Here is a 24454-nt window from a genome sequence, read left to right on the forward strand (position 1 = left end):
TATAAAGACTACGCTAGATAATTCTCCGCTTAGATGTTATTGCAGATGCTCAAGTGGTGCTTAATTTGCCTACTCCGCTATAGACTTATTATTAGAGATAACCATAATAAACAAGAGACCAGCTAGTGGTCTCTTTTTTTTATTTTATTAGATCGCTTCTCTGGTCATTTCACCATTTACAAGTCTTAAAATCTGGAATGGGTTGCTGTCTTTTAAGGCTTCCGGCAACAAACTTTGTGGATAGTTCTGGTAACACACCGGACGTAAGTAACGGTCTATTGCCAAGGTTCCAACCGAGGTGCCTCTAGCATCAGAAGTCGCTGGGTATGGCCCGCCGTGTACCATGGCATCACATACTTCAACACCCGTTGGGTAGCCATTTATAAGTAATCGGCCAGCTTTTTCTTCTAGCACAGGAACCACATCTGCAAACTCGGTGAAGTCTGCTTCATCGGCAATTAAAGTTGCTGTCAGTTGTCCATTCATACTTTGTAGGGCTTGCACAAGTTGAGCTTTATCTGCTACCTCAATTACCACTGTCGCTGGACCAAAGATTTCTTCTTGTAAAAGCTGATCACCTGCCAATAACAGCTCCACATCAGCTTTAAATAGTTGTGGCTGTGCCTGATTGCCTTGTTGGGTTTGACCTGCCAAGTGTTTAATACCTTGATGCTGGGTTAAATGCTCAAGACCAGCGGTATAGCTTTTTAAGGTGCCTGCATTCAGCATAGTCTGTGCAGGTTTACCGCCCATAATTTCGGTTAGGTTACGAATGAGCTGGCTAAATTCAGCTGATTTAATACCTAAAATTAAACCTGGATTGGTACAGAACTGACCACAGCCTAAAACAACTGAGTCGGCTAAGTCCTGTGCAATTTTTTCACCACGGTTTTTCAAGGCTTCCGGTAACATCAGCATCGGGTTAATACTGCTCATTTCCGCAAAGACTGGAATCGGTTGTGGACGGGCTGCGGCCATATCACATAAAGCACGGCCACCGCGAAGAGAGCCTGTAAAACCTACAGCCTGTATTAAAGGATGCTTAACCAGTGGTTCACCCACACCATTACCGTAGATCATGTTAAATACGCCTTTAGGCATATTTGATTTTTCGACAGCACGTTCGATTGCCTGAGCCACAAAATCTGCTGTCGCCATATGACCACTATGCGCTTTCACCACTACCGAACAACCAGCTGCCAGTGCAGAAGCAGTGTCACCACCCGCAGTTGAAAAAGCGAGTGGAAAGTTACTTGCCCCAAAGACTGCCACAGGGCCAATACCAATTTTAATCTGGCGCAAGTCTGGGCGAGGTAAAGGCTGACGCTCAGGCAAAGCTGTATCAATACGAGCCCCTAAGAAGTCACCACGACGCAACACTTTAGCAAACAGGCGCATTTGTCCACTGGTACGGCCACGTTCACCTTGCAAACGTACAAGTGGCAAAGCAGTTTCTTGCGAGACAATTTCTAGAAAATCTGTTCCTAAAGCATCGAGTTCATCAGCAATGTTTTCTAAAAAAGTAGCACGCTGTTCAGGTGAAGTATGCCGGTAAGTCTTAAAGGCTTGGCTTGCAGCTTCACAGGCCTGATTAATTTCCTGTTCGGTTGCATGGTGAAACTCATAAGGCAAAGCCTCACCCGTTGTTGCATTCACACTTTTCAATAAAGTTGTACTTTGTGCGCTACGTGAACCGCCAATAAAGTTGTGTCCGATGACCATTTTAAATTCCTTAAAGTGTTATAACTGAACCGATCGGTAACTCTGCTTGTGTATGAGCAAGTTTGTTTTTAAGGGGAAGACCGAATTCTTTCATTTCGATTTCAAACTCATCGTTGACTTGTGCCTGAATACCATCGGCAAAAGATAAAGTCGCTGTACCGAAGTAGTGAATATGAACATCCCCTGCTTTTAAGAATTGTTGATACTTAAAGTGGTGATATTCCAGATTTGCCAAGCTATGGCACATATTGTCCTCACCCGACAAAAACTCTTTTTCCCAAATAATTTGTCCATCACGGCGCAAGCGGCTGGTTCCCACTAAATGTTTCGGTAATTCGCCTGTTCGTAAAGCTGGACCAAAACTACAAAAACGTAATTTTGAATGGGCTAGATATAAATAATTACGGCGCTCCATTACATGGTCAGAATATTCATTACCCAGCGCAAACCCGATTCGGTAAGGCTTTAAGTCTTCTCCAATCACATATAGGCCTGCGATTTCAGGCTCTTCGCCACCGTCTTCAGCAAATGGAGGTAAAGGCAACTCCGCTCCCGGTCTCACCACAATTGAACCATCACCTTTATAAAACCATTCTGGCTGCGCACCGATCTGACCTTCTGGTGGACGACCCTTTTGTAGTCCCCATTGAAATATCCGCATGGTGTCGGTCACTGAGCTGTCATCGCTTAAATTTTGCTGATGCATTTTGTCGCGTGCTGATGCAGAACCTAAATGAGTTAAACCTGTACCGGAAACTAAACAATGCGTTGGATCTGAATGGTCTAAAGGTGGCAGTACCTTTAAATCTGCTAATAAAGATGAATAATCATAGGTCTCTGATTCAAACCCTAATGTCTCAACTTGTTGCTCTAATGAAACTTTATTGCGGATTGCCAAAAGTGCTAAATCACGAACCGATTGAATATTTTTAACCGGATATGCCATGTTGCCTTCTACTTTGGCAACGGCACGTTGATTTGCACGATTTTCAAATTGAATAATTTGCATGTTTTATTCCTTACAAAGGCTTTTGAATATTCACTGTTTGTGTTTTTTGACGTTCGAGCTTGGCATAGACGATATAAGTCAAAATCAGACCAAAAAGCATGACGATAGATAAGAAATACAAACCTGCAGCCATATTTCCTGTGTATTCTTTTAAAAGTCCGATGCCAAATGGCCCAACATAGCCACCTAAATTTCCGACAGAATTGATTAAGGCAATGCCAGCCGCTGCACTTGCGCCTGTTAAGAAACGGCCCGGTAATGTCCAAAACACAGCAGTTGATGAAAATAGGCAGAACGCAACAACAGCCAAAGCAGCCAACTGCATGACTGGAGAATTTAGCCAAGCACTTAAAAACATTGCGCAAGCGCCTAGTGCGTAGAGAAAACTTAAATGTCCATAGCGATCATTTAGACGATCGGTACTACGTGGAATAATTAATAATCCAATAATTCCAAAAACGTAGGGAATGCTCGATAAGAAGCCAATTTGAAGATCAGTACCACCTCCAAATTGCTTGATAATAGAAGGCAGCCAGAGGTTTAAACCGTAAATACTTAAAGTCACTGGTAGGTAATACAATGCTAATAAAAGTACGCGTTTGTCTTTTAAAGCATGTAATGGATTGGCATGTCGAGTTTGATCGTATTCGGCTTCATCTTTAACAAGTTCATTTTTAAGCCATTGTTTTTGTTCAATGCTTAACCATTTCACTTTATCAATGTTATCTGGTAACCACAGGAATGTTGGTAAAGCCAATAAAACCGCAGGTAAGCCGACTGCAATGAATAACCACTGCCAACCATGTAAGTTTGCAATGCCATCCATCCCAAGTAATAGACCAGCTAAAGGCCCAGCAATCATCATGGCAATGGGTTGTGAAAGCACAAACATTCCCATAATTTTTCCACGATGACGCACGGGATACCACTGAGTGATGAGGTATAAAACTCCCGGGAAAAAGCCTGCCTCCGCTACACCAAGTAAAAAGCGTAATAGATAAAAACTTTTTGGCCCTTCAATGAGCGCCATAGCCATGGTGATTAAACCCCACGTCAACAAAATGCGGGTAAACCATTTGCGGGCACCAAATTTGTCTAAAAGTAAGTTACTCGGTACTTCAAAAAGAAAGTACCCAATAAAGAATAAGCCTGCTCCTAGACCATAGGCTGCATCACCAATTCCGACGTCGGCCCCCATATGCAAATGAGCGAACCCAACAGCGGCACGATCAATGTAGGCCACCAGATATAGTATGACTAATGCAGGTATCAGCTTAAACGTGACCGTCCGTATTACATCCTTTTCGAAATCCATGTTCGACTCCATTTCCTATTATTTACTTATAGAGCATCTTGCTCGTAAATTATCCTTTCAATTTAAAATATAGTAATACTATTTAAATTTCAAACCTTTTAAAAATAAAATTTATGGTGTATTTTTAATTTAATTAGTTCTAATAGTAATACTATATAGGGAAATTTGTATGAATAACAAACAAGTTCTTCGTTCGGCTGCTTGGTTTGGTACAACGGATAAAAATGGCTTTATGTATCGTAGTTGGATGAAGAACCAAGGAATTCCAGATCATGAGTTTCAAGGCAAACCGATTATTGGGATTTGTAATACGTGGTCTGAACTCACACCATGCAATGCCCATTTTCGAAAAATTGCCGAACATGTAAAAAAAGGAATTTTAGAGGCTGGCGGCTACCCTGTTGAGTTTCCGGTATTTTCAAATGGTGAGTCGAATTTACGTCCTACTGCCATGTTTACACGTAACTTAGCCAGTATGGATGTTGAGGAAGCTATTCGTGGTAACCCTATTGACGGTGTGGTGTTACTAACAGGTTGTGACAAAACTACACCTGCATTATTAATGGGTGCCGCAAGCTGTGATATTCCTGCCATTGTAGTAACTGGTGGGCCAATGCTGAATGGTAAGCACAAAGGTAAAGATATTGGTGCTGGTACTATTGTTTGGCAAATGCATGAAGAGTTAAAAGCAGGCAAAATCGATTTAAATGAATTTCTTTCTGCCGAATCTGGTATGTCACGCTCAGCGGGTACATGTAATACCATGGGCACTGCTTCTACCATGGCGTGTATGGCAGAAGCCTTAGGTACTTCTTTACCACACAACGCAGCCATTCCAGCGGTAGATTCTCGTCGTTATGTGTTAGCTCATCTTTCTGGCATGCGTATTGTTGACATGGTTCACGAAGATTTACGTCTTTCTAAAATCCTAACCAAAGAAGCTTTCGAAAATGCCATTAAAGTCAATGCCGCTATTGGTGGTTCAACCAACGCCGTGATTCACTTAAAGGCAATTGCTGGACGTATTGGAGTTGATTTACAACTCGATGACTGGAACCGTGTCGGCCGAGGTATGCCAACCATTGTTGACTTGCAGCCTTCTGGTCGTTTTCTCATGGAAGAGTTCTATTATAGCGGTGGCTTACCGGCCGTGATTCGTCGTATGGGCGAAGCCAATCTCTTACCACATCCACACGCTTTAACCGTAAATGGTCAAGGCATTTGGGAAAATTGCCAGCAGTCACCTATTTATAATGATGAAGTGATTCGGAAAATAGACAATCCAATTCGCCAAGATGGCGGCATGTGTATTTTACGCGGTAATTTAGCGCCTAAAGGTGCGGTGCTTAAACCTTCTGCTGCAACACCTGAACTGATGAAACACCGTGGTCGTGCAGTCGTATTTGAAAACTTTGATGATTATAAAACCCGCATTAATGACCCAGACCTTGATGTCGATGAAACTTGTATTCTAGTCATGAAAAATGCAGGACCTAAAGGCTATCCGGGCATGGCAGAAGTTGGAAATATGGGATTGCCCCCAAAGATTTTAGCCAAAGGAATTACCGACATGGTCCGTATTTCCGATGCACGTATGAGCGGTACAGCATATGGCACCGTGGTTTTACATGTTGCCCCTGAAGCTATGGCTGGCGGGCCTTTAGCCGTAGTTCAAAATGGTGACTTTATCGAACTCGATGCCTATGAAGGAAAACTTCACCTAGAAGTGAGTGATGAAGAACTTAAGCAACGTCTAGAGAATTTAGCGCCTCCAGCTCCACCAAGTTTTATTGGCGGCTACCGCAAACTCTATGTAGAACATGTTCTACAAGCAGACGAAGGTTGTGATTTTGATTTCTTGGTCGGTTGCCGAGGCTCAGAAGTTCCACGCCACTCCCATTAATATTTATTCTTGAAAAAGATGATCTTGTTAAAACACAAGGTCATCTATACCATAGGATATTCAACATGTCGTAATAGTGAAATATGAGTAAAGCTGACTATAAAAATCCTATTCCAAGCAAAAGCCAACATGCATTAATTGTTCAACAATTGGGATTAAAAATTGTTTCTGGTGAAATCTCAGAAAATGAAAAACTCCCGAGTGAAGTTGATTTATGTGAGGAATATAAAATCAGCCGTCCTGTCTTTCGCGAAGCAATCCGTGTTTTAAATGCGAAAGGTTTAACTTACTCAAGACCAAAAATCGGAACTGTAGTAAGGCCTAAAGAAGAATGGCATTTACTCGACCCAGATGTATTGTTTTGGTTGATTCAAACGACGCCTGAACATGAGTTTTTTAAAACCCTTTCTACCGTACGACGCGTTTTGGAACCAGAACTGGCCTATATTGCGGCAAGTACGGCAAACGAAGAAGATATTGAACGCATTAAACATGCCTATGATGGGATGGAAAAAGCGACAACAGTTGAAGAATTTATAGAGCCAGATATTCAATTTCACTTAGCAATTGCTAAAGCAACGCATAATGACTTGCTGGCTTATATGTCGAAAATGCTGGTTTTACCTTTACAACAATCAATTCAGGTCACCAGTCTACGTCCAAATTTACAAGGCCATTCGTTACCGAGACATAAAGCGATTTTAACCGCAATTGAAAATAAAGATCCGCTTTCTGCTCGCCATGCTTCACTTGTTCAGCTGGACGACACCAAAATGGCTTACGATTTAATTAAAAAATAATTTTTATATATTCATTACTTAAAGCCTGATAATTCAAAATAAAGTTATCAGGCTTTTTTATTTATAAATTAGAACACTTTTTTAACTGAGACAGTAAATGTCGAATCAATCGGGTTTGAAATGGGTGCATCGGGTTCACCATTACTATACTTCTTATAGAACCCATCTTTATCCCAAGCTTTGGTATAGGCTAAGCCAGTAGTCCAGCCATCACCTAAATCTTTAATCAGCTCGACTTTCATATCTTGGAAATTAGCTTCCGAGAAATTTTTAATTTTTTCATAGCCATAGTGAGCACCAAAAGTCCAAGACTCATTAATAGGCTGAGTAAAAGTTAGATCTAAATAAGTTGTTCCTCGTGAACGTTTACCTGCTGGGCCACCCATCGTATCGGAGTTATAGCCTGCATAATCTGGGGTATAGGTAATATAATATTTAAGAGTCAAAGGTCCATAACCAATTTGAGGCACAATTTCGCCATAGTTATAACTGGTACTCCCAGTTTCAGGCGTGCTTTCAGCTCCCGGATAGTAATAATAAAAAACCGTCATTCCAGCCGAAAACTTATCGAAAGTTTTGATATAACCTGCATAAACATCCCACTCAACTGAAGCATCTCGCAAATAGTTAGAACTTACATTCGATGCCCAAGTTCCCACAAATAATCCATTCGGATTTGCATAATCTAGACCAATTTGTAATGCAGGCTTGCCCCAAGTTTGTTGAAAACCACGTGAAATGTATTGGCTAGCAAAAGTAATATTCGCACTATACGGAGAAATTTTTTCTTGTTCATTTAATTGTTCAGCATGTACAACACCAGTAGACATAATAAGTGAAGCTATCCCTAAAATTTTTCTCATTCCATAATTCCTTTTACATATTACCTATAGGTTTAAAGTTTTAAAATAACATGATAATTCAATTTAAAACGTATTAAAAAGTTATAAATTTAGATTTCTAGATACTTCTTCTTGATTATAGATCTCTTCAATACAATCTAAGATTTTAGGAATGTATGAACTTTGGTCCATGTTACGCATCGATAGAGAAATGGGACTATAGGCTTCTAAATCCAAGATATTTAAATAAGTTAAATTCTTCATTCCAATGTCACAGGCACTTTCGGGAATAATACATATACCCTCACCCGATGCTACTAAACCGAGTGCCATGTGAATTTCGCGGACTTCAGTCAGTTTGGCAGGAACAAGACCTAATTTGGTAAATAAAGCTTGAATAGTGGTCGAAAAGTTCGGTTTAGGTGTGGTTGGATAAGAAAAAATTGTCTCATTGATAATTTGAGATAAATAAATTCCTGATTCTTGGAACTCACTTAAAGGATGTTTTTTATGAATCGCGAGTTTTAATTTTTCTTTTCGAAGTAAAAGTCTTTTAATGGCTGGGTCACTAATCGGTAAGCGGCCAAAACCTAAATCAATTTTTCCTAACTTTAAAGCTTCAACCTGATCTCGTGTTCCACATTCAATTAGCTCGACATGAATGTCAGGATTTTTTTGTCTAAATAGATAAATGACCTGCGGTAATCGCCCATAAAGAAGCGAACTCACATAGCCAACTTTAACAACATTCTCGACCAGCTTCATTTTTTTAGCCATCGAAGCAGCTTGAGCCGTATGCGTTAAAATTTGAACAGCATGTTGGTAAAAAAACAGCCCTGCCTCTGTCACCTTTAATGGACGTGAGCCTTTCACAAACAAATCAATGCCTAACTCTTCCTCTAGCTTTTTGATTTGACGCGTGAGTGGTGGCTGAGCAATAAAAAGCTTTTCTGCGGCTTTAGTCAGACTTTGTTCTTCAACAACGGTAACAAAATAACGTAGATGTCTTAATTCCATTAATATACCTTTTTAGTATCTTAAAATACCGTTCTATATCTATTTTAGGCTATTACATTCTTCTATGGTATGTAAACAAGTTTGAAATAGTTGAAACTTCATGTATAGAACCATAGAAACCATACTTGTGGATATTCCAACTATCCGTCCTCACCAGTTGTCTGTGACTACCATGCGCACTCAGACTTTGGTGCTCGTTAAAATTACGACCACGGATGGTATTGTAGGTTGGGGTGAAGCGACCACCATTGGTGGACTGAACTATGGTGAAGAAAGTCCTGAAAGTGTCAAAGCCAATATTGATACTTACTTTGCACCATTACTCGCATCAGTTAAAGATTTAAATGTTGCTCAAACACTAAAACTGATTCGTAAGAATATTAATGGTAACCGTTTCGCGAAATGTGCCATTCAGACTGCCCTACTTGATATTCAGGCAAAACGTTTAGGCGTGCCGTTAAGTGAAGTTTTAGGTGGCCGTTTGCGTAATAGTTTACCTGTACTTTGGACGCTCGCGTCTGGCGACACAGAAAAAGATATTGCTGAAGCTCGAAAAATGATTGAGCTAAAACGTCATAACACGTTCAAACTCAAAATCGGCTCACGCCCTTTGCAACACGATGTTGATCATGTGATTGCAATTAAAAAAGCATTAGGTGCAGATATTAGTGTACGTGTCGATGTAAATCGTGCATGGTCAGAGCTGGAATGTATTCAAGGTATTCAACAGCTACAAGATGGCGGAATTGATTTAATTGAACAGCCTTGCGCTATTCAAAATACTGAAGCACTTGCTCGTTTAACGCGTCGTTTTGATGTCGCAATCATGGCAGATGAAGCTTTAACTGGCCCTGACAGCGCATACCGTATTGCAAAAAGTCATGGTGCAGATGTATTTGCGGTGAAGATTGAACAATCTGGTGGTCTGATCGAAGCATGTGAAGTTGCCAAGATTGCAGGCTTAGCTGGAATCGATCTTTATGGCGGTACTATGCTTGAAGGGCCTGTAGGTAGCATGGCTTCTGCTCATGCATTTGCAACCTTTGAAACATTAGCGTTTGGTACTGAATTATTTGGTCCGCTATTACTTACCGAAGAAATTTTGAAAGAACCGCTACGTTACGAAAACTTTGAATTGCACTTGCCAACGGCACCAGGCTTAGGCATTGAAATTGATGAAGATAAAGTTGAAAAGTTACGTCGTTAAGGCAACAGGATAAGGAGTTTCTCATGTTATTTCATGTACGTATGGATGTGCATATTCCACTTGATATGTCAGCCGACAAAGCGAATGAAATTAAAGCCGTTGAAAAGGCTTATTCGCAAGACTTACAACGTCAAGGTAAATGGCGCCACATCTGGCGAGTTACAGGCCAGTACTCAAACATCAGTATTTTTGATGTCGAGAGCAATGAAGAATTGCATAACATTTTACAGGGTTTGCCACTTTATCCTTACATGGATATCGAAGTGATGGCGCTTAATCGTCACCCTTCATCTGTTCGTGATGATGATTCGTAATCCAAAAGAATTTTTTAAATGTGATTTCTGAAGTCTATTTAAAAACTAAGCATATTTTATTCAGAAGGTAACAAGGAACGTGGTAGCAACTATTCGCTAGCAAAATAAAATGCCCGCAAGGCTGCCACCCAAAACCGTATTGCATACTTAAGGAGTTTTAGTATGAACCGTCAACAAATTGATGCGCTTGTAAAACAAATGAATGTCGACACTGCAAAAGGCGAAGTTGATGCACGTGTTCAACAAATCGTAGTGCGCCTTCTCGGGGATTTATTTCAAGCCATCGAAGACTTAGACATCCAACCTTCAGAAGTATGGAAAGGTCTGGAATATTTTACCGATGCTGGTCAAGCCAATGAACTTGGTCTTTTAGCAGCTGGCTTAGGTCTAGAGCACTATCTTGATTTACGTGCAGATGAAGCTGATGCAAAAGCTGGTGTTACGGGTGGCACACCTCGTACCATCGAAGGTCCACTTTACGTAGCAGGTGCGCCTGAATCTGTTGGTTTTGCGCGTATGGATGATGGTACTGAAACAGGCAAAATCGATACCTTAATTATTGAAGGTACTGTGACCGATACTGATGGCAATATCATTGAAAATGCTAAAGTTGAAGTTTGGCATGCCAACAGTTTGGGTAACTACTCATTCTTTGATAAGTCTCAATCTGACTTCAACTTACGCCGTAGTATTTTGACTGATGCTGATGGTAAATATGTTGCATTAACGACTATGCCTGTAGGTTATGGTTGCCCTCCTGAAGGCACGACTCAAGCTCTACTTAACAAGTTAGGCCGTCATGGTAATCGTCCATCTCACGTTCACTATTTTGTTTCTGCACCGGGTTACCGCAAACTTACAACTCAATTCAACATTGAGGGTGATGAGTACCTATGGGACGACTTTGCCTTCGCTACTCGTGACGGTTTAGTGGCAACAGCAGTTGATGTAACAGACCCAGCTGAAATTCAACGCCGTGGTTTAGATCACGCTTTCAAACACATCACTTTTAACATTGAACTTGTTAAAGATGTTGATGCTGCACCTTCAACTGAGGTTGAACGTCGTCGTGCTAGTGCTTAATTGAAAGTATATGTGAGTTAAAAGTTCGCTTTTGACTCACAGCACCTATTCCATTTATTACTACCATTAGGAATTTTAAATAAATTTTTAGCGGTAGTAATACATCACGTTACCTCATGCTCTAAGGTTTCTCACATGATTGACAAAAGTAAGTCCTCACTAAGCGAGGCACTCTCGCAGATTAAAGATGGTGCAACCATTCTGATTGGTGGTTTTGGTACCGCAGGACAACCCGCTGAACTCATTGACGGACTGATTGAACTGGGTGTTAAAGACCTGACCATTGTCAGCAACAATGCCGGTAATGGCGATTATGGTCTGGCGAAACTGCTTAAAGCCGGCTCAGTTAAAAAAGTAATTTGTTCTTTTCCACGTCAGGCAGACTCTTATGTGTTTGATGAACTGTACCGTGCCGGAAAAGTTGAACTTGAAGTCGTACCACAAGGTAATCTGGCTTGCCGTATACAGGCAGCAGGTATGGGATTAGGCGCTGTGTTTACCCCAACAGGCTTTGGAACACTTTTAGCTGAAGGCAAAGAAACCCGTGAGATTGATGGCAAAGATTACGTACTCGAATATCCAATTAAAGCTGACTTTGCCTTGATTAAAGCTTACAAGGGCGACCGTTGGGGCAATCTGGTTTACCGTAAATCTGCACGTAACTTTGGCCCGATCATGGCGATGGCTGCTGATGTCACCATTGCTCAGGTTTCTGAGGTGGTTGAACTCGGTGGTTTAGACCCTGAGCACATCATCACCCCAGGTATCTTTGTACAGCACGTTGTACAAGTACAGCCCGCACAGTAAGCAATAAGGAGAAATAACATGAGCTACCAGAAACTCAGCCGTGACCAGATTGCAAAACGTGTGGCACAAGATATTCCAGATGGCGCCTATGTGAACTTGGGTATTGGTTTACCAACCAAGATTGCAAGCTATTTACCTAACGACAAAGATATTTTCCTTCATTCTGAAAATGGCCTGTTGGCTTTTGGCCCACCGCCAGCAGCAGGTGAAGAAGACCCAGAACTGATTAATGCGGGTAAAGAGTTTGTGACCATGCTTGAAGGCGGCAGCTTTTTTCACCATGGTGACTCATTTGCCATGATGCGTGGAGGTCACCTTGATATTGCAGTGCTTGGTGCCTTTCAGGTTGCAGCAAATGGTGACTTGGCGAACTGGCACACCGGTGCACCGGATGCGATTCCTGCGGTGGGTGGTGCGATGGATTTAGCGGTTGGTGCTAAAAAAGTATTTATCACTACCGACCATGTGACCAAGCAAGGTGAACCGAAGATTGTGGCTGAGCTCACTTACCCAGTTACGGGTAAGCAATGTGTTGACCGTATTTACACTGACCTGTGTGTAATAGATGTGACTAAAGATGGTTTAAAAGTGATTGAGAAAGTGGAAGGTCTTAGCTTTGAAGAGTTACAAGCTTTAACGGGTGCAACTTTGTTTGATGCAACGAATTAAGTCTCTAAATTGATTGAGTATGGCAGCTAATCAATAGCGCCACAGCCTATAAATGATGGTGATATTCAAAGGCCCTTTGTATAGGCAATACCTTACTTTTTAAGGATAAAAAGTAACAAAAATCCTTTGTTACTCAGACACAACATCCCTGTTGTGCTGAGCAACGAGGCGACATCCATGTCGCCAACGCGAAACATTGAATGGAACTCTTTGAATACGTTTCTTGCTTATTAATTTGGATTTTACCGTAATTCGCTATTGTGACAGGCGACATGGATGTCGCCCGTTGGACAGGGAGGCAAGGAAGCCTCCTCTGTTCAACAAAGGTTTTTGGTTACTTTTTTAAAAAAGTGACAAGAATTAGCTACTGGCATTTGACTCAACACGATAAGACTCTGTCATGACTACTTTTAACTTAGTAACCATGATGATCGCCAGCAAACTCTGGAAAAGCCTAACTATGTGGCAATGACAGCAATAGATATCAAAATGGAAATGTAAGAATGAAAAACGCTTATATCATCGATGCCATCCGTACCCCATTTGGCCGTTATGCCGGTGGTCTTGCACCTGTCCGTGCCGATGACCTTGGCGCGGTGCCAATTAAGGCGTTCATGCAGCGTAATCCGAATGTAGATTGGGAACAGGTCGATGATGTGATCTATGGCTGTGCCAATCAAGCCGGTGAAGATAACCGTAACGTTGGCCGTATGTCAGCACTGCTTGCAGGTTTACCGTATCAAGTGCCGGCAACCACCATTAACCGTTTGTGCGGTTCTTCACTCGATGCGATTGCCATTGCTGCCCGTGCTATTAAAGCCGGTGAAGCAAACTTGGTGATTGCAGGCGGTGTGGAAAGCATGAGCCGTGCACCCTATGTGATGGGTAAGTCAGACAGTGCCTTTGGCCGTAGCCAGAAGATCGAAGACACTACCATGGGATGGCGCTTCATTAACCCAAAACTTAAAGAATTGTATGGTGTAGACACCATGCCCCAGACTGCCGAAAACGTGGCTGAACAGTTTAACGTGAATCGTGCAGATCAGGACCAGTTTGCCTTGGTGAGCCAACAACGCACCGCAAGCGCGCAAGCCAAAGGCTTTTTTTCTAAAGAAATCGTGGCAGTTGAAATCCCTCAGCGTAAGGGCGATGCTGTTGTGATTGATACTGATGAGCATCCTCGTGCATCAACCACGCTTGAAGGTTTAAGCAAACTTAAACCTGTTGTGAAAGCAGATGGCACAGTAACAGCAGGCAATGCTTCAGGTATTAACGATGGTGCAGCAGCTCTACTGATTGCTTCTGATGAGGCTGTTCAAGCTTACAACCTCAAACCACGCGCCAAGATCATTGCTTCAACAGCAGTGGGTGTAGAACCACGCATTATGGGTTTTGCTCCGGCACCAGCGATTAAGAAATTACTTAAACAAGCCAACCTGACTTTAGATCAGATGGATGTGATTGAGCTGAATGAAGCCTTTGCTGCACAGGCTTTGGCCGTCACCCGTGATTTAGGTTTACCAGATGATTCTGACAAAGTGAATCCGAACGGTGGTGCGATTGCACTGGGTCATCCGCTTGGTGCATCAGGTGCACGCCTAGTCACCACAGCCTTAAATCAGCTTGAGCAAACAGGCAGCCGTTATGCCTTGTGTTCAATGTGTATTGGTGTAGGCCAAGGCATTGCATTGATTATTGAACGTGTTGAAGCACTTTAAGGAGAAACAAATGCCATCTTTTCAATCTGCCGATGCACAAATTAACTATCAAACCTTTGGTGAGCCATCGTCCCCTGCTCTGGTGTTTTCCAATTCGTTGGGCACAAATTATGGCATGTGGCAAAAACAGTTTAATGAATTAAAAGATCAGTTTTTTGTGATCTGCTATGACACTCGTGGTCACGGTTCATCATCCACACCTGACGGCCCATACACTGTAGAGCAATTAGGTGAAGATGTTGTACGTTTACTTGATCATCTAAATATTACTAAAGCTGCTTTTTGTGGTATTTCAATGGGCGGTTTAACTGGGCAATGGCTTGCAATTCACTACCCTGACCGCTTTAGTCATGTGGTTGTGGCAAATACTGCCGCTAAAATTGGACAAGAACAAGCATGGCTTGACCGTGCAAAATTAGTACGTGAGCAAGGTTTACAACCAATCGCAGCTACAGCAGCTTCGCGATGGTTTACAGATCCCTTTATCCAAAGTCATCCTTCAATTGTCAACAACCTGTGTAACGACTTAAGTGCTGGCAGCGCAATCGGTTATGCCAATTGTTGTGAGGCTTTGGCTAAAGCGGATGTCCGTGAGCAATTAAAAGACATTAAAATTCCTGTATTGGTAATTGCTGGAACTCAAGACCCAGTAACAACCGTTGCAGATGGTGAATTTATGCAGCAACGCATTCCACAAGCAAAACTTGCAGAAATAGATGCTTCTCATATTTCCAATGCGGAACAGCCAGAAGCTTTTAATAAAATCCTAAGGGACTTTTTACTAAGCTAATTTGAAGTTTAATGATTCAAAAAATGGCCTTTATAGGCCATTTTTTATATCTCGTAGAATCTTTGAACTTAATACCGAATCATGACCGATTTCAATTCGGTGTAATCTTCAATAAATGCATCTGAAAACTCTCTGCCAATTCCTGAAGCTTTCACTCCACCAAATGGAACTGATGGATCTAAGAACGTATGCATATTCACCCATAAAGTACCTGCTTCAATCTTAGGAATTAAACGCAAGGCTTTAGATAAGTCATTTGTCCAAATACTTGCAGTTAAGCCAAAGCGCGACTGATTCATCAACTGAATAAGCTCTTCGTCAGTTTCAAATGGCATGACACCAACCACTGGACCAAAGGTTTCTTCTGAAAATAAAGGATCATCCGTATTTTTAAAGGAAATTAAAGTCGGCTGTACAAAATAACCAGTCTGATCTAAAGCCTCACCACCTGCAATAATCTGGTTGTTGGCTTTTGCCATATCTAAATAATGTTTTACTTTATGAAAATGTGGCTGATTAGAGAGTGGACCAAACATACTTCCCTCATCCATGGCCGACCCAATTTTGAAACCAGAGAGTGCTTTAGAGAGTTTTTCCACCAATTCATCGTATTTTGTACGGTGTACAAAAAACCGCTCTGGGGATGCACAAACTTGGCCTTGATGCACAAAAGTTGCTTGCAACAAAGTTGGTAAAATCTCATCAATATTTGCATCGGCCAAGATAGCTATCGCATTTTTACCGCCCAACTCTAGACTTACACGGGTTAAATCGCTGCTCATCGCAAGTTTACCAATCGCAATGCCTGTCGGCACCGAACCTGTAAATGAAACTTTCTTAACGAGCGGCGACTCAATTAAATATTGCCCTGTATTGCCCTTACCTGTTACTACATTGATTACACCCGCTGGAATACCTGCTTCAATGGCAAGTTCAGCTAAACGTAATAAAGATAAGCTGGCAAACTCACTTGGTTTAAGCACAATGGTACAGCCAGTTGTTAAAGCTGAACCAATTTTCCAAACACCAATCATCAGTGAAAAATTCCAAGGCACAATCCCTGCAACCACACCAATAGGTTGTCTTAAAGTAAAAGCCGTATATTTCTCACCTTGCATAGAGGGAATAGAGGGTTGCATGGTTTGACCATTAATTTTAGTTGCCCAACCAGCAAAATATCTTAAGAAAATAACAGATTGTGCGACTTCAAGATGGCGGGAAATATTGATGAGTTTTCCGGTAGACAATGATTCGAGCTGAGCAAGTTCTTCACCATATTGCTCAATTAAATCTGCCAGCTTGTTCAGTTTAACGCCACGTTCATACGGTGTCGTTTCAGCCCAAGCATTTTGAAAAGCATGTTCAGCACTTTTGACGGCATTTTTGACATCTTGTTGACTGCCCATACTAATTTGAGCAACCACTTGTTCAGTCGATGGATTCACAATATCCACTTTATCTAAAAGCTCGGCAGCAACCAGTTTTCCATCAATAAAATGTCCATGTTGACGTGCCATAAATTGCTGTACGCTTTCTAAAATCTGAACTTCACTCATTTTCTTTTCCTCTTTTCATTTCTAAATATTGATATGACAGCAACTACGCGACCTGATTCAAAATAAAGTCTGCACCACGTTCTCCAATCATGATGGCAATTGCGTTGGTATTACCGCTTGGAACTTGTGGGCAAATAGAACAATCCACCACACGTAAATTTTTAAAACCATGGACTTTAAGGGTCTGATCCGTGACCGAATCTTGCGGAGTATTGCCCATTTTGCAACTACCAGCGGGGTGATAAACCGTTTTAATGTTCTGGCGCATCCATTTATCAATCGCTTCAATATCATCAGGATCGATATTTGCAGGCTCAATCACTTCTTTGACAATTGCTTTTAATGCGGGCTGTTGTAATAGGCGAAGTCCGGCCTGTACCGCACGGATATTGGCATCAATATCTTCTTGATGACCTAAATAATTAGGATCAATGACAGGTAAATCTTTAGGATCTTTACTACTTAAACGTAAAGTCCCACGTGCTTTGGGCTGTACATGTCCAACCTTAATCGTAAGGCCATGTGCTTGAGCCACTGATTTTTCACCAGGGGTATTATCGAAATTATCCAGCACAGGTAAAAAATGAAACTGAACATCAGGTCGACCATTGTTATTGGTGTCAATAAAACCACCACCTTCTAGAATATTGGTGGTTAACAATCCTGAACGTGTAAAACACCACTGTAAAAAGTGTCGTACTGCGGTTAAACCTTGGTCTTCGCCGAGCAGACTATTATTGGTTGTTACTGTCGCATTGACTGACATATGCAAATGATCATGAAAATTTTCACCTACGGGTAGGTCACGAATACATTCAATGCCGAGCTCATCTAAATGCTGTTTTGGACCAATTCCCGAAAGTAATAAAACCTTAGGACTACCAATTGCTCCAGCACTTAGAATGACTTCTTTTTGAGCTTGTACTGTAATGGGTGATTTTCCCCCAACGCTATAAGTCACCCCAGTAACCTGATCACCTTGAGTTTCAATTTTATGGACTAAGGCATCAGTAATCACCGTGAGATCTGGGTGGTTTTCGACTGACTTTAAATAGGTTTTTGAGGTACTCGCCCGTGAACCATTTTGAGTAGTAGTTTGATAAAACCCTACACCTGCCTGATCCCAACCATTAATATCATTGACGTAATTCATGCCCATTTGCTGACCTGCTTTAATACAAGCAAGTGTCAAAGGATGGCGATAGCGGTTTTCACTGACAGGTAAAATGCCATCTTGTCCGTGATATTCATTAGCAAGACTTTCATTTTTTTCTGCTTTTTTAAAAAAAGGCAGTACATGTTGATAAGACCACTGATTGCATCCCCATTCCGTGGCCCATAAATCATAATCCTGACGTTGGCCTCGGCAATAGATCATTCCGTTGACCGAGCTTCCGCCTCCCAACACTTTTCCTTGTGCAAGGATCATTTCACGATGATTACAATATTTCTGAGGGACGGTCATGTATTGCCATGATTTTTGCTGGAATACTTTAACCACCGTGGCAGGTATGGTATGAAACATACTGCTATCTCGGCTTCCTGCCTCTAAAACAAGAACGCGCCCTGCTTTGGCCTTTAACAGCCGTGCTGCAACCACACAGCCTGCCGAGCCCGCACCAATCACGATATAGTCATATTGTTTATTCATCTGATTTCACCTAAGTTTATTTTTATGAATGCACCGTCAATAAACACGGTCTCCTTTGCTCTGATTTAATAGATGTATTGCAGAATTAACTGTGCATACACATTAGTTTTGTCATCGTAGTTTTGAGTACCACCACTATGGATATCGTGTTTCGGTTTATAGAGTCCCACTAAAGGAATAACGTTGAATTTTTTATTAACCGACCAAACCGAAAATACATCCAGTTCATGTCCATCTACATTAGTTAAAGATTCATTAACTGTTTTGAACTTATAGGCCAAAGCACCTAACATAAAGTTTTCTTTTAGATTCATACTGTAAGAAACTTGGTGAATGTCTGCATTTTTGTTAAATGGGCCAGCATAATTTCCTGCAACTTCACCTTGAAACCACGTACCGAACCCGACTGTATTTCCATAAAACATCGGATCGTATTGGTCTGAAAAATGGCTAAAACGGTAGCCTAATGAGGGCATATATTTTGAAGATAAAAAGTTATAGTTCAGCGCCAAGTAGCTTGCATTTTCTTGACTATCTTTTTTATCTTGCACAACAAACTCAGTTTTAACTTGTAGTTCTGGCAAAGGTTGATAATTCAAACGTAAAGCATAATTTTTAAGATCTTCCCGCCCTGAAACTTGCTCAACATCTTCAAGGTCTAATACATTTAAGTAAGTAAATCCAACACCTTTATCTTTAAGCTGATACATCAGATCGGTTACAAAGAGTTCAGGTGAAAATTGTGCTTTATTGTCCGATTTTAAATAAGCCAGTTTTAGCGTTGTATTCTCTTGCGGTTTGTATTGAAGCAAACTGGTAAAATCAAAACTTCGACGGGCTGCCAGATAATATGCTCCGCCCCGATCAAGTGCGCCATCCGCAGGTGTTTTACCGAGGTTTAATGCATCACCCGCAATAAAAAACCCGTCACCAATCATGATATTTTGTCGACCAATACTTAGATCATAGGTCGTTAACTCATCTTTATTGGGGCCATCTTTAAAACCCAAGATCCATTCATTCACATCTGTTTTGCGTTCTTTACCATTACTATTTTGGCCTGCATCGCCATCGCCAAATGTTGCTGAGCTAATACCACTCAAGCTTGCATAGAGTTGATTGTTTTTAAAGGCGTATTGTCCTTTAGCACCATATTTAAGATGACCTTCTTGCCAATTGATTCTTTCGTCATCTAGGTTTTCGCTGTTATAGCTTTTACCGCTACTAAAAGCCCCAAAAGTTGCTTCAAAAGTCGGTTTAATTTCAAGCTCGCCAGCATGCACAGTTGAAAAAAATGAGACAAAGAGAGTCCCTCTCATAACTTGAGAAAGTAGAGTTTTCATACAAAATTCCTTTTTTGTGAATGGTCTACCAGACGCTAAGAGTGGGTAACCGATTCGTTACCCATCTCGCGTGATACACGTCTTTAGTGATGGTCGTGCTGCGTGTTTTGCTCTTCTTCGCCCAAGTTTAAAGTCGGCGTATTGTCAAAGAAGTTCCACGGTTTGATCAGTGTATTCACCCACTCTGTCGGCATGATTGGCCATTCTTCAGCACGTGCCACATGGGTTGTGCCTGTTGTCATCCACACCACAAGATCTTTATTTTCAATATTTTCATTGTTGCTAATAAACTGACCTAAACCTGTGTCATGAGTCGAACGGTTTGAATATTTACCTTCAGGATAGCGTTCATCCTGATTATATTGCGTCACCCAAATTTGCTTATCCATAAAGTTCAAACGTTTAAATAACCATTCATCTTTAGAAAAATTAGCACCCTTCGCCACAGGGTGTGTTCCACCTGCAAAAGGAATGAGCTGATAAGAAACAGGGTTTCCTAATTTATTTTCCTTGTTGAAATTAGTTAGTAAGCGAATGGTAGACGGATCAAATTTTTCAGCTGCATTTTGCTCATTGGTAATGACTTTACTGTCAATTTGCATTGTACTTGTACGCACCCCACCTCGGTCATTGGCCTTAACCACAGGATCCATGTGCATAAAGCTGTTGTTCTCACCATCAACATCCATGTCTAAGCGGAAGTTATAGATGTGTTGATGGGTTGTACCCACAATATTATGGTCAATTAAAGTGCCATATTTAGTGTCTTCTTTTGCGGTACTGTCATGCATGGTGCGTGCTTTAACGCCTTTAACCGCTTCAATACCTGTAGCACCTGCATTAATGCCAATCACGCCATTTTGAGCAAATACCCAGTCAAACATGTAATCGTAGTTACCCACTGTGCTAATCCAGCGTACTACAAGTTCACGGCGTGCTTCACTGGCATCTTGATCACCAAATATTTCTTGATGTTTATATTCAGGGCCAGCATAGCGCTCAAAAATTGCAATCGCATTTGGAATCACTTGTGGCTGGCCTTTATAGTCTGCAATCACTGCATCAAGTAACACCGCATTTTCTGGTGCATCGGTCCCAAGTTGAATGGCTGATGTGAGTGTTCCCATTCCGTACTCACCAGAGTCCAGATAAGACTTAAAGTACCATCCCATGTCAGGGTCACCATATGGAACTACCATTCCACCAAGGTTACCTTCATACATGACTTTACGTTTTACGCCTTTATCTTTATATGTCACGGTTGAAAGCTGTAAGCCAACACGAGAATCTAAAGCCACATGGAAACACCAATTACCCCAATGTACTGTTTGTCCTGTAATAGAAAAGTTCTTGCCTTCGGGTTCACTAATATTCAACGGTTTGATTTTCGGTGGTTTGGTATTTTTAGTAGCATAAGGACGGTCTACCATTGGAACTGGAATCATGGCTCCTTCTTCGATTTTAATAATTTTTTCTTTATCTAAATCAACCACAGCCACCAAGTTTTCAATTGGATGTGCCCAATAGTTACCATCACCAGTATCTAGATACGACACAACTTTTAAAACATTAAGTTGTTTATCCAAGCCATCTTTACCGCCAAAATATCCAACAGTTAATGGATTCGTAATGACTTTCTTAACATCTGTTACACCACGCTTGCGTAAAGCATCCTGATATTCTTTACTCGCTTCAATCACACGCTGTACAGTTTCAAAGTTATCGAGCAAGACCATTCCATGAGTATCTTTAAGTACATTCCATTTTATGACTTGCTGAGTGTTAAGGTTAACTTCACCTTCAATCGCTTGGTTGCCTTTTAGCAAAATGAAAGATGCAATTCGAGCGTCTTTATATTCTTTATGATTAATAAAATAATCCCAAACTTTTGCTTTTTCTGGCTCTTTTAGTTTTAATTCGGCAAAACGCATATTTTTATAGGCATATTTTGAGCGATTAATGACATCAAATGTCTTTTTAATTTCGTCAGAATTTAAACTATTGAGTGGATGAAACGTATTTTCAACTTTAAAAGTTTGATCTAAACCAGACTGAAATACTTCATTAAAGAAGTCTTTTCCAATAACAGGTTTATTATCTTTAATTAATAGTGGGACGCTTAATTTTAGAGGTTTGCCATTCACTAAAACCTGATTTGAGTTTGGCTTGGCTCTTACCACGATAGAGCCTTTGGTAATCATATAAGTATTAGTAAAATCGTCTTTGACAACTTTAGCGCCTTGCTCACTCATGTTTTGGTAAAGAGATACCATTTCAGCTTTTCCACCATGAGCAAAAGCTTGAGTATTTAATCCCCAAAAGCTTGCAGCTATTGATAAGTTAAGCGCTAATATCTTTTGTATGTCATTCAATAATCGTTGTTTACGCATTGGTTTCATCCTTTTCATCTATCCCTGAACTATCTGAATCAGACAGTTAAAATGCACTTTCCCATGTGTGAAATTCATTAAATAAACTTAATAGTTCTATGCTTATTAAGCTCATCCAACCTGTTCTAATTAATTTAATTTCAACACACTTGCATGGGGCTAGCTTGTTCAAGAATGACCTAGAACTTGTCTAAAAATGACATCAAGAGAGGAATGTTTAAGCTGTCATCCCCTCTCTAAATTCTTTAGGAGAAATGCCATAAGTCTTTTTAAAGATTTTTGAAAAATGAGCGCCGTCCCAAAAACCCCACTTCAAGGCAATCTGGGTAATCGAGCTTTGTTTATTTCTTTTATCGAGTAAATCTGCTTTGACTTTTTCTAGGCGTTTGAGCTGTATATATTTGTTAATAGATAAATTTTCTTGAAGGAATAAACGGTAAAGATGACGTAGTGATACACCAATATGCTCTGCAATTAATTTGGGTGTTAAATCTGGTTTTGCTAAGTTCTCAATAATAAAACGCTCGGCTTTTTCCATCAGGTTATTTGAGCTATTAATATTTTTATAATTAATTGTGGGTTTGATTAAGGCAATCAGCGCATCTTCAAAAGCATTACCATCTTCGGTCGCATACCAAAGCTTGATGTTTTCGGGAGACATATTTTTCAAAATATTTTTGAGTAAAAAACCGCTCATATTTTGAGTAATGAGTTTTCCAAAATATTCGGTACTAATATTTTCTTTAAGTAATTTTTCACGCGACAGGTGTACTGAAATCTGGCTGACTAAGCCTTGCGGGTACATCGAAATGGTTTCAACCGGGTCCACCAACACAATATCGCCTTCATTCAGGCTTAGCGTTTCATTTTTATATTCGAGCAGCATTTTTCCCGAATACTGCAAAATCAAAAAGCAAAAACGATTATTCACTCGATCGATTTCATCAGCTTTTCGGACAATCTTATTTGCATTATTTCTAATGAACGCAATTTCGGTATCACCCAATAAAAAGCATTGAACTTCTCCAATGAATAAATTACGGGTGCCGTCAAAATCTGTTTCAAAATTTCCGCAAACATTCTTGATATGGTGTGTCCAATTCAACAATGCGTCACTTACATATTGGTTCATCCCTTACCTCTCTATACACGTGCTACAGCGAAACATTTTCTTTCGCTGTAGTTCACTGTCTTGGCTTATTTGCAATCATGTTTTATAGATAAACAAATTGTGTGCCAAAAATTCCTTATCCTTGGAATTGTTTTGATGATAGTCAGCTAGATGTAAAGAAGCTGATAAATCAATTCAATTTATCAGCTTAATGGGGCTTATGCTACTCCTGCAAAATCTCGCAGCATGGTAATAAAAATATCCTTTTGCTCATCAGAATATTTTTTAAACACTTCATTTTGGTGGCTGTCGGCAATATCAAATAAATACTGCGCCGTTTGTTTACCTTTCTCGGTCAGTGCATACAAATTATCGTGGTCGACCAATAACCCTTCAAATTTTAAAATTTCAGCCGACCTTTCAACTTCTTGCATTGGCATAGCAATATCGCGCGGTAAATCTTCCTTACTTGAAGCAGTACCACTGGCTAAAACGAGTAAAAGACGTGATTCACTGGTACGGAAACCAGAAGCCATTTGCTTAGGAATATAGTCGGTTTGATAAGCTTTAAAAGCACGACTCATCAAATAGCAAACATTATTATATAAGTGCCCATAATGTGTTTGGTCTACGCCGTTCTCTTCAGTTTGCTTAACTTGAAGGCTCGGATGCGGCATGACACAAGAATATGCGCCTTGATGGTAGACCAGTGGGCTTCGGCCTTGGTCATGGAAACGAACCACTTTACCAACAATAATCCAGTGGTCACCACCTTCAATCACTTGATAACGTTCGCACTCAAACACCGCAGAACAATTTTCTAAAATGGGTGCGCGTCCTGCACCAAGTTGAAAATTTGTGTCTGCAAATTTATCAATATTGCGTCTCGAAAACTTATTAGACAGCTCAATTTGAGTGCCCGATAAAATATTGACAGCAAAATGTGTCGCTTCTTCAAATACTGAAAAACTTGAAGACTTTTTATCAATGCTCCACAAAATAAGTGGTGGGTCTAGAGACACTGAGTTAAAGCTATTTGCTGTTACACCGACCTTCTCACCTTGCGCATTTTGTGCGGTAATAATCGTAACGCCTGTTGCAAAATTTCCTAATGCCCGTCGGAACTGTAGTGGATCGACCGTAAACTCATCTATTTGTTGTAATACATTCATCATCTTTCTCCTAAACCTTCTCTTACATCCATATA

General features: G+C 40.7%; 20 protein-coding genes. 9 read left to right on the forward strand and 11 right to left on the reverse strand.

The genetic code is table 11. The annotated features are described in order from the left end of the window. Nucleotides 1-147: 147 nt before the first annotated feature. The 3 genes from AWW73_RS04210 to abaQ are packed head-to-tail and all read right to left on the reverse strand — an operon-like array spanning nt 148 to nt 4046. Nucleotides 148-1722 (reverse strand): aldehyde dehydrogenase (NADP(+)), encoded by a 1575-nt coding sequence (locus AWW73_RS04210; RefSeq protein ID WP_062848841.1) that lies wholly within the window; start codon nt 1720-1722, stop codon nt 148-150. 10 nt (nt 1723-1732) lie between these two features. After that, complete coding sequence (gene araD1 / locus AWW73_RS04215) at nt 1733-2731, reverse strand: AraD1 family protein (RefSeq protein ID WP_062848842.1); 999 nt, start codon at nt 2729-2731, stop codon at nt 1733-1735. A 10-nt stretch (nt 2732-2741) separates the two neighbouring features. Then, on the reverse strand, nt 2742-4046 hold the full coding sequence (gene abaQ, locus AWW73_RS04220) for a multidrug efflux MFS transporter AbaQ (RefSeq protein ID WP_016140856.1): 1305 nt from the start codon (nt 4044-4046) through the stop codon (nt 2742-2744). Nucleotides 4047-4215: 169 nt separating this feature from the next. On the opposite strand from abaQ, the gene AWW73_RS04225 reads away from it, so the two are divergent. Then, a complete protein-coding gene (locus AWW73_RS04225; RefSeq protein WP_061875033.1) occupies nt 4216-5949 on the forward strand; it encodes an IlvD/Edd family dehydratase in 1734 nt (577 codons plus the stop codon). 83 nt (nt 5950-6032) lie between these two features. Then, complete coding sequence (locus AWW73_RS04230; RefSeq protein ID WP_062848843.1) at nt 6033-6749, forward strand: FadR/GntR family transcriptional regulator; 717 nt, start codon at nt 6033-6035, stop codon at nt 6747-6749. A gap of 68 nt (nt 6750-6817) precedes the next feature. On the opposite strand, the gene AWW73_RS04235 is transcribed toward AWW73_RS04230, so the two are convergent. Both AWW73_RS04235 and AWW73_RS04240 read right to left on the reverse strand, forming a co-directional pair. Beyond that, nucleotides 6818-7612: a TorF family putative porin gene (locus AWW73_RS04235; RefSeq protein WP_062848844.1), complete on the reverse strand. Its 795-nt coding sequence runs from the start codon at nt 7610-7612 to the stop codon at nt 6818-6820. An 81-nt stretch (nt 7613-7693) separates the two neighbouring features. Continuing rightward, nucleotides 7694-8608: a LysR family transcriptional regulator gene (locus AWW73_RS04240; RefSeq protein WP_062848845.1), complete on the reverse strand. Its 915-nt coding sequence runs from the start codon at nt 8606-8608 to the stop codon at nt 7694-7696. Between the two features lie 100 nt (nt 8609-8708). Between AWW73_RS04240 and AWW73_RS04245 the strand changes: the two genes are divergently transcribed. From AWW73_RS04245 to pcaD, 7 genes are all read left to right on the forward strand, one after another. Next, on the forward strand, nt 8709-9815 hold the full coding sequence (locus AWW73_RS04245; protein ID WP_062848846.1) for a muconate/chloromuconate family cycloisomerase: 1107 nt from the start codon (nt 8709-8711) through the stop codon (nt 9813-9815). Between the two features lie 23 nt (nt 9816-9838). Next, the gene (catC, locus tag AWW73_RS04250; protein WP_062848847.1) at nt 9839-10129 is read left to right on the forward strand and encodes a muconolactone Delta-isomerase; all 291 of its coding nucleotides are present in this window, start codon (nt 9839-9841) and stop codon (nt 10127-10129) included. 162 nt (nt 10130-10291) lie between these two features. Beyond that, nucleotides 10292-11212: a catechol 1,2-dioxygenase gene (gene catA, locus AWW73_RS04255; protein ID WP_016145450.1), complete on the forward strand. Its 921-nt coding sequence runs from the start codon at nt 10292-10294 to the stop codon at nt 11210-11212. 135 nt (nt 11213-11347) lie between these two features. Next, entirely contained in the window at nt 11348-12019 is a 672-nt protein-coding gene (locus tag AWW73_RS04260) for a 3-oxoacid CoA-transferase subunit A (RefSeq protein WP_061875251.1), read from the forward strand. 18 nt (nt 12020-12037) lie between these two features. Continuing rightward, nucleotides 12038-12688, forward strand: coding sequence for a 3-oxoacid CoA-transferase subunit B (locus tag AWW73_RS04265; protein WP_062848848.1), 651 nt, complete (start codon nt 12038-12040; stop codon nt 12686-12688). A gap of 503 nt (nt 12689-13191) precedes the next feature. Further along, complete coding sequence (pcaF, locus tag AWW73_RS04270; protein ID WP_062848849.1) at nt 13192-14406, forward strand: 3-oxoadipyl-CoA thiolase; 1215 nt, start codon at nt 13192-13194, stop codon at nt 14404-14406. A gap of 10 nt (nt 14407-14416) precedes the next feature. Further along, the gene (gene pcaD / locus AWW73_RS04275) at nt 14417-15196 is read left to right on the forward strand and encodes a 3-oxoadipate enol-lactonase (RefSeq protein ID WP_062848850.1); all 780 of its coding nucleotides are present in this window, start codon (nt 14417-14419) and stop codon (nt 15194-15196) included. Nucleotides 15197-15264: 68 nt separating this feature from the next. Here the strand turns inward: pcaD and AWW73_RS04280 are convergent, their stop codons facing one another. The 6 genes from AWW73_RS04280 to AWW73_RS04305 all read right to left on the reverse strand — a co-directional run bounded on the left by AWW73_RS04280 (nt 15265) and on the right by AWW73_RS04305 (nt 24422). Continuing rightward, complete coding sequence (locus AWW73_RS04280) at nt 15265-16752, reverse strand: NAD-dependent phenylacetaldehyde dehydrogenase (protein ID WP_062848851.1); 1488 nt, start codon at nt 16750-16752, stop codon at nt 15265-15267. Between the two features lie 43 nt (nt 16753-16795). After that, nucleotides 16796-18403, reverse strand: coding sequence for a GMC family oxidoreductase (locus tag AWW73_RS04285; RefSeq protein ID WP_062848852.1), 1608 nt, complete (start codon nt 18401-18403; stop codon nt 16796-16798). 65 nt (nt 18404-18468) lie between these two features. Then, nucleotides 18469-19686: a hypothetical protein gene (locus tag AWW73_RS04290; RefSeq protein ID WP_081409486.1), complete on the reverse strand. Its 1218-nt coding sequence runs from the start codon at nt 19684-19686 to the stop codon at nt 18469-18471. A 143-nt stretch (nt 19687-19829) separates the two neighbouring features. Continuing rightward, nucleotides 19830-22145 (reverse strand): primary-amine oxidase, encoded by a 2316-nt coding sequence (gene tynA, locus AWW73_RS04295; RefSeq protein ID WP_081409483.1) that lies wholly within the window; start codon nt 22143-22145, stop codon nt 19830-19832. 208 nt (nt 22146-22353) lie between these two features. Further along, nucleotides 22354-23268, reverse strand: coding sequence for a transcriptional regulator FeaR (gene feaR, locus AWW73_RS04300; protein ID WP_016145458.1), 915 nt, complete (start codon nt 23266-23268; stop codon nt 22354-22356). Between the two features lie 197 nt (nt 23269-23465). Continuing rightward, nucleotides 23466-24422: a p-hydroxyphenylacetate 3-hydroxylase reductase component gene (locus AWW73_RS04305; RefSeq protein ID WP_080595298.1), complete on the reverse strand. Its 957-nt coding sequence runs from the start codon at nt 24420-24422 to the stop codon at nt 23466-23468. Nucleotides 24423-24454 lie beyond the last annotated feature (32 nt).

The organism is Acinetobacter lactucae, from assembly GCF_001605885.1.
GTDB classification, from domain to species: domain Bacteria; phylum Pseudomonadota; class Gammaproteobacteria; order Pseudomonadales; family Moraxellaceae; genus Acinetobacter; species Acinetobacter lactucae.

Bases quoted from the DNA above. Each gene is read 5' to 3' on its own strand.
- araD1 (WP_062848842.1), bottom strand. From the start codon at position 2,731: ATGCAAATTATTCAATTTGAAAATCGTGCAAATCAACGTGCCGTTGCC.
- AWW73_RS04285 (WP_062848852.1), bottom strand. From the start codon at position 18,403: ATGAATAAACAATATGACTATATCGTGATTGGTGCGGGCTCGGCAGGC.
- AWW73_RS04235 (WP_062848844.1), bottom strand. From the start codon at position 7,612: ATGAGAAAAATTTTAGGGATAGCTTCACTTATTATGTCTACTGGTGTT.
- abaQ (WP_016140856.1), bottom strand. From the start codon at position 4,046: ATGGATTTCGAAAAGGATGTAATACGGACGGTCACGTTTAAGCTGATA.
- pcaF (WP_062848849.1), top strand. From the start codon at position 13,192: ATGAAAAACGCTTATATCATCGATGCCATCCGTACCCCATTTGGCCGT.
- AWW73_RS04230 (WP_062848843.1), top strand. From the start codon at position 6,033: ATGAGTAAAGCTGACTATAAAAATCCTATTCCAAGCAAAAGCCAACAT.
- feaR (WP_016145458.1), bottom strand. From the start codon at position 23,268: ATGAACCAATATGTAAGTGACGCATTGTTGAATTGGACACACCATATC.
- AWW73_RS04305 (WP_080595298.1), bottom strand. From the start codon at position 24,422: ATGATGAATGTATTACAACAAATAGATGAGTTTACGGTCGATCCACTA.
- catA (WP_016145450.1), top strand. From the start codon at position 10,292: ATGAACCGTCAACAAATTGATGCGCTTGTAAAACAAATGAATGTCGAC.
- AWW73_RS04225 (WP_061875033.1), top strand. From the start codon at position 4,216: ATGAATAACAAACAAGTTCTTCGTTCGGCTGCTTGGTTTGGTACAACG.
- pcaD (WP_062848850.1), top strand. From the start codon at position 14,417: ATGCCATCTTTTCAATCTGCCGATGCACAAATTAACTATCAAACCTTT.
- AWW73_RS04280 (WP_062848851.1), bottom strand. From the start codon at position 16,752: ATGAGTGAAGTTCAGATTTTAGAAAGCGTACAGCAATTTATGGCACGT.
- AWW73_RS04245 (WP_062848846.1), top strand. From the start codon at position 8,709: ATGTATAGAACCATAGAAACCATACTTGTGGATATTCCAACTATCCGT.
- AWW73_RS04265 (WP_062848848.1), top strand. From the start codon at position 12,038: ATGAGCTACCAGAAACTCAGCCGTGACCAGATTGCAAAACGTGTGGCA.
- AWW73_RS04260 (WP_061875251.1), top strand. From the start codon at position 11,348: ATGATTGACAAAAGTAAGTCCTCACTAAGCGAGGCACTCTCGCAGATT.
- AWW73_RS04210 (WP_062848841.1), bottom strand. From the start codon at position 1,722: ATGGTCATCGGACACAACTTTATTGGCGGTTCACGTAGCGCACAAAGT.
- catC (WP_062848847.1), top strand. From the start codon at position 9,839: ATGTTATTTCATGTACGTATGGATGTGCATATTCCACTTGATATGTCA.
- tynA (WP_081409483.1), bottom strand. From the start codon at position 22,145: ATGAAACCAATGCGTAAACAACGATTATTGAATGACATACAAAAGATA.
- AWW73_RS04240 (WP_062848845.1), bottom strand. From the start codon at position 8,608: ATGGAATTAAGACATCTACGTTATTTTGTTACCGTTGTTGAAGAACAA.